The following is a 9,823-nucleotide window of genomic DNA, read 5'->3' as shown; positions in this document are numbered from 1 at the left end:
GCGTTCATTGCATAACCAGTGCAGCCGCCAAGGGAAAGACCAAGAGCCCAGATCAAGCAACCTACGAGATAAGGGCCAAAGCCAGGAGCAAGGCCGATGGAGCCCTGAACACCCTTGGAGAAGATGCACCAAATACCGAACATCAGGAAGAAGGTAGCGATAAACTCGCCGAGGAAACCAGTCATCTGGTTACCGCAAGCATTTGCAGTGGAGAATACACCAAGCTTGCTGCCTTCAGTCTCTGCCCAATGTGGGAGATATGCAAGGTAAACAATGATTGCACCGAGGATACCACCGAGAATCTGAACGATGGAAGTAGCTGCAAACTGATCCCAAGTGTAAACACCAGCCAAAGTCTTGGCAATAGTAACGGAAGGGTTGATATCAGCCTGAGGAGCACCCAGAGCTACGGAGGTGTAAACACCCATTACTACTGCAAAACACCATCCAGTGGTTGTGCAGATCCAGCCGCCGCCGCGACCATAAGACTTAGCCAAAGTCATGTTTGCGTTAACACCGCAACCAAATACCATCAGTACCATTGTTCCGACGAACTCGCCTAACAAATTATCCATTTTCTTATCCCTCTTTCAATAAAATAATAAAAATAATTGCTGCAATTCATATCCAGTACCAGCCCCCTAGGGGGCTGGTACCAGAAATTGAATTCTTAAAAGATGAACAACTTGATTTTAAGAAACTAATCTTTTGTGATTAGTCCTCATCCAGCCAATGCATGGAATGCTTAACAGCCTTCTGCCAGCCCTTGTAGAGCTTATCAGCTTCGGACTTAGCCATAACTGGCTCGAAGCGAACATCCAACTTCCAAGCAGTCTTCAGTTCTTCCTTGTTGCTCCAAACGCCTACTGCAAGACCTGCCAGGTAAGCTGCACCAAGAGCAGTGGTCTCAATAATCTGAGGACGATCTACTGGAACGCCGAGGATATCAGCCTGGAACTGCATCATCAGGTTGTTGGCAACAGCGCCGCCGTCAACCTTCAGGGAAGCCAACTTAATGTTGGAATCTGCTTCCATTGCACCCAGAACGTCTCTGGTCTGATATGCAAGGGACTCCAAAGTTGCACGAACGATATGTGCCTTGGTGGTACCACGGGTAATACCGATGATCATACCACGAGCGTTCTGATCCCAGTATGGAGCACCAAGACCTACAAATGCAGGAACGAGATATACACCAGCAGTGTCACGAACCTTCTTGGCAACCCACTCAGAATCTGGAGCGGAATCTACCATGCGAACGCCGTCACGCAGCCACTGAATAGCGGAACCTGCTACGAAGATGGAACCCTCGAGAGCATACTCAACCTTGCCATCGAGGCCCCAAGCGATAGTGGTTACCAGACCATTCTTGGAATCATAGATATCAGTACCAGTGTTCATCAGCATGAAGCAGCCAGTACCATAGGTGTTCTTAGCCATACCTGGCTCGAAGCAGTTCTGACCAAAGAGAGCAGCCTGCTGGTCACCTGCAGCACCTGCAACAGGAATAGCAGCACCCAGAATGGAAGGAAGAGCCTCACCATATACACCAGAGGATGGACGAACCTCTGGAAGCATGCACTTAGGAACGCCGAGATATCCGAGAAGTGCATCATCCCACTTCAGTTCCTTGATGTTGTACATCAAAGTACGGGAAGCGTTGGAATAATCAGTTACATGAGCCTTACCACCGGTCAGCTTCCAGATGAGCCAAGTATCGATAGTACCGAAGAGCAGCTCACCCTTCTCTGCGCGCTCACGAGTACCTGGTACATTCTCGAAAATCCAAGTAATCTTGGTACCAGAGAAATATGCATCGATAGTCAAACCAGTCTTGTTCTTGAACTCCTCAGTGAGGCCCTTCTTCTTCAAGCCATCTGCGATATCAGCGGTCTGACGGGACTGCCATACAATTGCATTGTATACTGGACGACCAGTGTTCTTATCCCAAACAACTGAAGTCTCGCGCTGGTTGGTGATACCGATAGCTGCGATGTCGCTGGCTGCGAGACCACTCTGCTCAAGAGCTTCCTTCATAACAGTAGTCATGGTGCTCCAAATCTCATCTGCATCATGCTCAACCCAACCTGGCTGTGGGAATATCTGAGTGAACTCTTTCTGAGAAACACCTACGATCTTGGAGTTCTCATCAAAGATGATAGCTCTGTTACTAGTGGTACCTGCATCCAACGCCATTACATACTTCTTTGCCATTTTAAAAAATCCCCCTCTAAACTTAAAATACGGCAGCTGATACAATCCCCTGATTCTATCAGCTCAAAAAAGGTGAAGTTAATTTTTTAACCCGGCCTGCCAATTCTGTGGACAACTGCTGATACCCGAATCAAAATGTTGCTCCGATAACATGGTGCCAACCATCGCTGGTGCTATACCTTCTTGACCATTTCTCCTTGGTCTGGCAGCACAATTAAGAATCCTCTCTTGGGTAAGGCGGCTAAATACACACTACCGAAAACAGATGACAGATGGTTTCCTTTGCCATTTTAGGGCAATCGGAACACACCAAAGTCAATTAACTTTTTCCTCGCGTGTATATTTCGCCATAACAAACTAAATTCCTTCTTTATTCTGAAAATTTTTAAAAAAATTTTTGAACAATTATTCTGAACACCTGTAAACACTGATTTGCCACTGAATATTTTCTTATTAATATGGAAAAAATGTGCCTTCTGAAATCAGAGTCTGATATCAGAAAGCACATTTCGTATTATTAGTTATAGCAACTATGTATTATTTGTAATACCCTACGCCAGCCTCAAAGAGCTGCTGGTCCTGCTTGCCCGGAACATTCTTGGCCACATCATCGCCAATGCGCTCAGAATGGCCCATCTTGCCAAGGACACGGCCGTCAGGGCTGGTTATACCCTCAATAGCGTTAACGGAACCATTTGGATTAAATGGAATGTCAGCAGAAGGAGCCCCGGTGGCACCTACATACTGGGTGGCAATCTGCCCGTTAATACGGAGCTTGCCCACCACTGCCTTGTCCGCCACAAAGCGTCCTTCACCGTGGGATACAGGAATGGTGAATATATCTCCCACCTTTACATTATTGAACCATGGAGACAGATTAGAAACCACCTTGGTACGCACCATGCAGGATACGTGGCGGCCAATCTGGTTATGGGTAAGGGTTGGGGAATTATCCTGCAGATCGCGGATTTCACCATAAGGAACCAGACCCAGCTTGATAAGTGCCTGGAAACCGTTGCAGATGCCCAGCATCAAGCCGTCTCTCTTCTGAAGCAGCTCATGGACAGCATCCTTAATGCGAGGATTGCGGAACATGGCCGCAATAAATTTACCTGAACCATCTGGCTCGTCACCGCCACTGAAGCCTCCTGGCAACATGACAATCTGGGAAGCCTTGATTCCCTTTACAATTGCCTCCACGGATTCCTCAACAGCAGCCGGAGTCAAGTTGCGGATAACCAAAGTCTCAGGATCACCGCCGGCTCTTTCAAAAGCTCTGGCAGAATCATATTCACAGTTAGTGCCAGGGAAAACAGGTATGAAAATCTTTGGCTTGGCCACAGCAATCTTTCTCATTATGCGGTTACCGCTCTTGTAAAGGAACTCATTAACCGGCTTTTTATCAATCTTAATCTTGGTAGGGAATATTTTCTCCAAAGGATTGGTATAGGCCTTCATGGCATCTGGCAGGGTAATAACCGCACTGCCGCAGACAATGCTGGTAACAGCTGTGGTTTCGCCCAATTCAACGTAATTCAGCCCCTTGAATACTTCACGGGCATCAACGTTATCTGCCACCTCCAGAATAATCGCACCATAATCGGCACGGAAAAGATCCATTTTTTTCATGGCAGACTTAAATCTAAAACCGATATTATTGCCAAGGCACATTTTGGTAATAGCCGCTGCCACACCGCCCACACGCACACTGGAGGCAGCAAATACCTTCTTGTCGGCAATCATCTGGCTTATAGTGGCGTATGCCTTTTTGAGATATGCAAAATCTGGCAGTTCAAACTTATCACGAGGTGACTCAATGTAATAAACCTTGTTGCCAACATACTTGAACTCAGGAGAAATGGCATTGTCCGCCTTCATAACATCCACAGCAAAGGATGCCAGAGTCGGAGGAACAGTCATATCCATAAATGTTCCGGACATGGAGTCCTTGCCGCCAATGGCAGGAATCTCAAACTGGTGCTGTGCCCAAAGAGCACCCAGCAATGCACTAAATGGCTTGCCCCACTTTTGTGCATCCCGGCCAAGGCTTTCAAAATACTCCTGGAAAGTCATGCGGATAGTATCGGCACGTCCGCCCAAGGCCACCATTTTTGCCACGGATTCAACCACTGCATAGAGGGCACCGTGGAATGGGCTCCATTCCATAAGATATGGATTATAGCCATAGGTCATGGCTGTGGCTGTTGTGGTCTCAGCACCAATAACAGGCAGCTTTGCCACCATCCCCTCAGCAGGAGTCATCTGCTGCTTTCCACCAAATGGCATGAGAACAGTATTGCCGCCGATACTGGAATCAAAACGCTCTGCCAGTCCCTTCTGACTGCATACGTTCAAATCTTTGAGGTTTTCCAGCCATGCTTTTTCAATATCGGAGCCCAAAGCCTCTATTTTCTTTGGCAGCTTGTTGAAATAGCAGTTTTCCTTATCTGGTGTAGCTATCTCAACATCAATATGCTGCTTTACGCCGTTGGTGTCCAGGAAATCACGGCTGAGATTTACAATATCATTATCGCGCCATCTCATAACAAGGCGTCTGTTATCAGTAACAATGGCAACAACAGTTGCTTCCAGATTTTCCTCATCAGCGTATCTGATAAAATCATCCACATTGCTGCCATCCAGAACCACGGCCATGCGCTCCTGGGACTCGGAAATAGCCAGCTCTGTGCCATCCAGACCCTCGTACTTCTTCTTGACAGCGTCAAGATTAATAATCAGGCCCTCTGTAAGCTCGCCAATGGCCACAGAAACACCGCCTGCGCCAAAATCGTTGCAGCGCTTGATCATCTTACTGACCACAGGAATGCGGAACAGTCTCTGAATTTTTCTCTCTGTAGGAGGATTACCCTTCTGAACCTCTGCCCCTGCAGTGGTCAGTGATTCAGTAGTGTGCTCCTTGGAGGAACCGGTTGCACCGCCGCAGCCGTCACGGCCTGTACGGCCGCCTACCAGAACCACTACGTCCCCCTTCTTTGGTACCTCGCGTACCACGTTTACCTTTGGAGCAGCAGCAATAACTGCACCAATCTCCATGCGCTTGGCCATAAAGCCCTCATGGTAAACCTCTGCCACCTGGCCGGTGGCCAGACCAATCTGATTGCCGTAGGAGCTATAGCCCGCAGCTGCCCCCTGGGTAATCTTCTTCTGTGGCAGCTTGCCCTCAATAGTCTCGGAAACAGGACGACGAGGATCAGCGGCACCAGTAACGCGCATTGCCTGATAAACATAGGAACGGCCGGAAAGCGGGTCACGGATAGCACCGCCCAAACAGGTGGCAGCACCGCCGAATGGTTCAATTTCCGTCGGATGGTTATGGGTTTCGTTCTTGAACATAACCAGCCATTCCTCATTTTGGCCGCCAATATCCGCATTGACAACAATACTGCAGGCATTTATTTCCTCGGATTTATCCAAATCCTCCAGTTTCCCAATCTTTCTGAGAACCTTCATGCCCATAACAGCCAGATCCATAAGGGTAACATCCCGGTCCTCGTCAGCATACACCAGATATCTGTCCTCCTGGTACTGGCGATAGGCCTGGGCAATGGCTGGGGTATAATATCCCTGTTCAATGGCAACTGAATCAATTGCAGTTGTAAAGGTAGTATGACGGCAGTGATCGGACCAATATGTATCAATAACTCTAATTTCCGTAATGGTAGGGTCACGATGTTCAATATCGCGGAAATAATTCTGGCAGAATCTCAAATCCTCAAAGCTCATGGCAAAGCCACGTCTGTTCATGAAGGACTTAAGCTCAGATTCAGAAAATGCAGTAAAGCCGTTGATAACCTCAACATCCTTCGGGGCCTGTAACTTCATATCCAGGGAATCTGGTTTTTCCAGCTTGGCCTCACGGCTCTCCACTGCATTAATATAATAATCCTTTATTTTGGCAAAGGTGGCATCATCAATGTTTCCAACCAGGACCACAACCCTGGCAGTAGCTATAATAGGGCGTTCCTTCTGGGTAACAAGTTGTACGCACTGAGCAGCAGAATCTGCAGTCTGGTCGTACTGGCCTGGCAAATATTCGGCCGCAAACATCCTGGAATTTGCAAATTCAGGAAGTTCTTCCTCGTACACCACATCCACAGGTGGCTCAGAAAATACCACAGATTTAACTGTAGCATATTCCTCATCACTAAGGCCCTCGATATCGTAACGATTAAACAACCGCACAGCTCTGAGGTCAGGCAGGCGAAAACTCTCAATAAGGTCATCGCAAAGCTGCTGAGCCGGGATATCATAGAAACCCTGACGCTTCTCCACGTAAATTCTTCTTACAGTCATCAATCATGCCTCCAAAAACTTAATTAAAACAGCATCACTTTATGTAATCCACGGCAATCTTTACGACTACCTTGGTAACTGGTGCGAGTTTTCCATCTAAGGAACCGCAAGGACGATGTACGTCAGCAGGATAAAGGACAGCAAATGTACCCTCATCCAGCACAATGCTGCTGCCAGGCACAAGCTTTTCGTAAAATACTATGTCTTTGTCAATATCATAAGGGACCGCTTCTATGAGCTCAGGATTAAGCGGGCACCAGCCCAGCTCCTCCCGGCCACGGACCATATACTGAATGTCCACATATTGTCTGTGGGCCTCCGGCTTACCGCTTTCTGGCACTCTCGTGGTATAGCGTTGCAAAATTGCATAGCTGTTCTTGCCATCAATAGGGTAAGTACCGTCTTTCATTTCATTAAAATTATGTTCGGCCAGGAAAAATAATGCTTTTCTTATGGCCTCTGGGAACTTTGTAAAACCCGAACTTACTTCTTTGATTTTTCCAAGTACCAAAATAATCGACTCCTTTGACGAGCAGGCGAATTTTAATCCTTTTTAATTGTACTCAAATATTCGCTTCAATGCAACGAAAGGAAGTAAACAATTCTCCACCATTACAAACAATATCAAATAAGACCTCTTGCAAAATAAAAGTCAATGTGCTATATTATGCAAAAGAATTTTAAATTGCAAAAGCGATGATTGAAAAAAGTACGCTTATGGAATAATTTCAGAGAGGCAATGGCTGGTGAGAATTGCTATTATTAATAGGCGGAAAGCTGTTCATGAGCTGCAGATTATTATATTCTGTCAAAGGATAAAAATTCTGCCGTCAGCCAGCGATAATGGCAACTTAAGTGGCTCTTGCCAATAGAGCTGAATAAGGTGGTACCACGGGAAATATGCCTCGTCCTTTTATCGGACGGGGCTTTTTATTTTATTATTAACAATAACGTGCAAAGGAGTATTTTACCATGCGTGAACTTTTGGAACTTTTAAAGCATGATGCCCGCCGCCCGGCAAAGGAGCTGGCATCTATGCTGAATATCAGCGAATACGAAGTTGAGGAAAAGATGGCCAAGCTGGAAAAGGATAAAATTATCCTCAGCTACAACACCCTCATTAACTGGGACAAAACCGGCGAAAACACCGTTACCTCCATTATCGAGGTAAACCTCACTCCTCAGAGAGAGGTTGGCTTTGATGCCATTGCCGAGCGCATTTACCGCTTTGACGAGGTGCGTACTGTTTACCTTATGTCTGGTAACTTCGATTTACTGGTAATCATTGAAGGAAAATCCATGCAGGATGTGGCAAATTTCGTAGCCACCCGTCTGGCAACCATTGAGGGAGTAACCCAGACCCGCAGTCATTTCCTGCTTAAGCCATACAAAAAAGACGGTATCATTATTGAGGACAAAGAAAAAGATCGTAGGCTGGTGATGAGTATATGACAAACTGGAATGACAGAATATCACCGGTAGTAAAAAGTGTACCCCCTTCCGGTATAAGAAAATTCTTCGATATTGCCTCCGAAATGGAGGACGTTATTTCCCTTGGTGTCGGTGAGCCTGACTTCGTCACTCCTTGGTCCATTCGTGAAAGCTGCGTATACGGGCTGGAGCAAGGCTACACATCATACACTGCCAATCGTGGTCTTATGGAGCTTCGTGAAGAAATTTGCTTCATGCATAAAAGACGTTTTGATCTTGATTACGATCCAAAGACCGATGTACTCGTTACTGTAGGTGTAAGTGAAGCTCTGGATATTGCCATGCGTACCATTCTCTCCCCTGGAGATGAAATTCTCATTCCGGAGCCATGCTATGTTTCCTACAAAGCCTGTGCTACTCTGGCAGGTGGTATACCGGTGCCTGTACCAGCCAAGGCTGAAAACGATTTCCGCATCACCCCTGATGATCTGGAGCCTCATGTATCTCCAAAGACCAAGGCTCTTCTTATTGGGTATCCAAACAATCCAACGGGAGCCATTCTTTCCAAGGAAGATTTGGAGGCTATTGCCCGCTTTGCCGTAAAGCATGACCTTATCGTTATTTCCGATGAAATATACGGTGACCTTACTTATGGGGACACCAAGCATGTATGCTTTGCCGGACTCCCTGAAATGAAGGACAGAACCATTCTTCTGAACGGATTTTCCAAAGCATACGCCATGACTGGCTGGCGAATTGGTTACGCTCTGTCCAATCCTGACATCATTGCCGCCATGACCAAGATTCATCAGTATACCATGCTCTGTGCTCCAATCACCGCCCAAATTGCTGCTGTGGAGGCCCTGCGCCATGGTGAAAAATACATGAGAAAAATGGTTTCAGAATATGACAAGCGCCGTCGTCTCATTTACGACGGACTTCAAAAGGCTGGTTTGAAATGCTTCGAGCCAAAGGGTGCCTTCTACATTTTCCCTGACATCACCTCCACTGGTCTTTCGTCAGAGGAATTTGCCGAGAAAATCCTCATGCAGGAGCATGTGGCACTGGTACCAGGAAACGCCTTTGGCGAATGTGGCGAAGGCTTCGTAAGATGCTCCTACGCCACCTCCATAGAACAAATCTCCGAGGCCCTGGCCCGTATCGAGCATTTCGTAAATCATTTATAATTTAAAAAATTCATAAGGATTTTTACCCTTAACGCCAAAACCAGATGCAGGTCACACGACCCACATCTGGTTTTTTTATTTGTCTCTATATTAAAACTAGGAAAGGCTGAGACCCAGCACCATATTGGGGATCTCAGTCTTTTTTCAATTCATTTGCACTTATTTTCTCTTTTATATACTGACTACATTTACAATCAGGATCCGAACACCATGCCCTATTTTTCCTTATATTAAGTTCAATCATTTCATCAGTGCAAATACCACAAAAACCTGCATACATTTCAACATCATAACTTAATTTCCTGCATAAAAAAGCACCCTGTTCGTTTTTGAACTGCTACCCGTCAAGAGGACAGTAAAAAAATATAAATTTTCTTTGGTCGACAGCCATTGTTCTGTCGGCCTTTTTTATGCGGCCATATACATATTGTGTTTTTCTATTGGTGTCAAAATGCCAAGGCTGCGCTGAACACGTTTATTGTTGTAGTAAGCAATATAGGATTTAATTGTATGTATTAGACTGAGTCTATCTGTAAAGCGTTTGCCATAATAACATTCTCTTTTCAATATGCCCCAAAAACCTTCCATAGGCCCATTATCAATGCAATGGGCGACACGAGACATGCTTTGAATCATGCCATATTTTTCCAATTTATGGTGAAACACCCTATTTGTGT

Annotated in this window: 7 protein-coding genes and 1 other annotated feature; of the genes, 2 read left to right on the top strand and 5 right to left on the bottom strand. The window is 46.1% G+C overall.

Annotation, left to right across the window (positions count from 1 at the left end):
* The 4 genes from T525_RS0110850 to T525_RS0110835 form a co-directional block, all read right to left on the bottom strand.
* A partial coding sequence (locus tag T525_RS0110850) for an MIP/aquaporin family protein (protein WP_037325634.1) occupies positions 1–575 on the bottom strand: 575 nt, incomplete at its 3' end.
* Positions 576–714: 139 nt separating this feature from the next.
* Positions 715–2,214: a glycerol kinase GlpK gene (gene glpK, locus T525_RS0110845; RefSeq protein WP_027407220.1), complete on the bottom strand. Its 1,500-nt coding sequence runs from the start codon at positions 2,212–2,214 to the stop codon at positions 715–717.
* A gap of 537 nt (positions 2,215–2,751) precedes the next feature.
* Positions 2,752–6,528: a phosphoribosylformylglycinamidine synthase gene (locus T525_RS0110840; RefSeq protein ID WP_027407219.1), complete on the bottom strand. Its 3,777-nt coding sequence runs from the start codon at positions 6,526–6,528 to the stop codon at positions 2,752–2,754.
* Positions 6,529–6,562: 34 nt separating this feature from the next.
* On the bottom strand, positions 6,563–7,039 hold the full coding sequence (locus T525_RS0110835; RefSeq protein WP_027407218.1) for a YhcH/YjgK/YiaL family protein: 477 nt from the start codon (positions 7,037–7,039) through the stop codon (positions 6,563–6,565).
* Between the two features lie 176 nt (positions 7,040–7,215).
* Positions 7,216–7,444 (top strand) — a binding site (T-box leader).
* Between the two features lie 56 nt (positions 7,445–7,500).
* Here T525_RS0110835 and T525_RS0110830 point away from each other — a divergent pair.
* Both T525_RS0110830 and T525_RS0110825 read left to right on the top strand, forming a co-directional pair.
* Entirely contained in the window at positions 7,501–7,980 is a 480-nt protein-coding gene (locus T525_RS0110830) for an Lrp/AsnC family transcriptional regulator (RefSeq protein WP_027407217.1), read from the top strand.
* Positions 7,977–9,146 (top strand): aminotransferase class I/II-fold pyridoxal phosphate-dependent enzyme, encoded by a 1,170-nt coding sequence (locus T525_RS0110825; RefSeq protein WP_027407216.1) that lies wholly within the window; start codon positions 7,977–7,979, stop codon positions 9,144–9,146. The genes T525_RS0110830 and T525_RS0110825 overlap by 4 nt, the downstream gene beginning before the upstream one ends.
* Positions 9,147–9,554: 408 nt before the next feature.
* On the opposite strand, the gene T525_RS0110820 is transcribed toward T525_RS0110825, so the two are convergent.
* The coding region (locus tag T525_RS0110820) for an IS3 family transposase (RefSeq protein WP_027407215.1) at positions 9,555–9,823 on the bottom strand (269 nt) is incomplete at its 5' end.

Source organism: Anaerovibrio sp. RM50 (genome assembly GCF_000622005.1).
GTDB lineage: Bacteria > Bacillota > Negativicutes > Selenomonadales > Selenomonadaceae > Anaerovibrio.
This window is presented reverse-complemented; position numbering and strand designations above follow the sequence as displayed.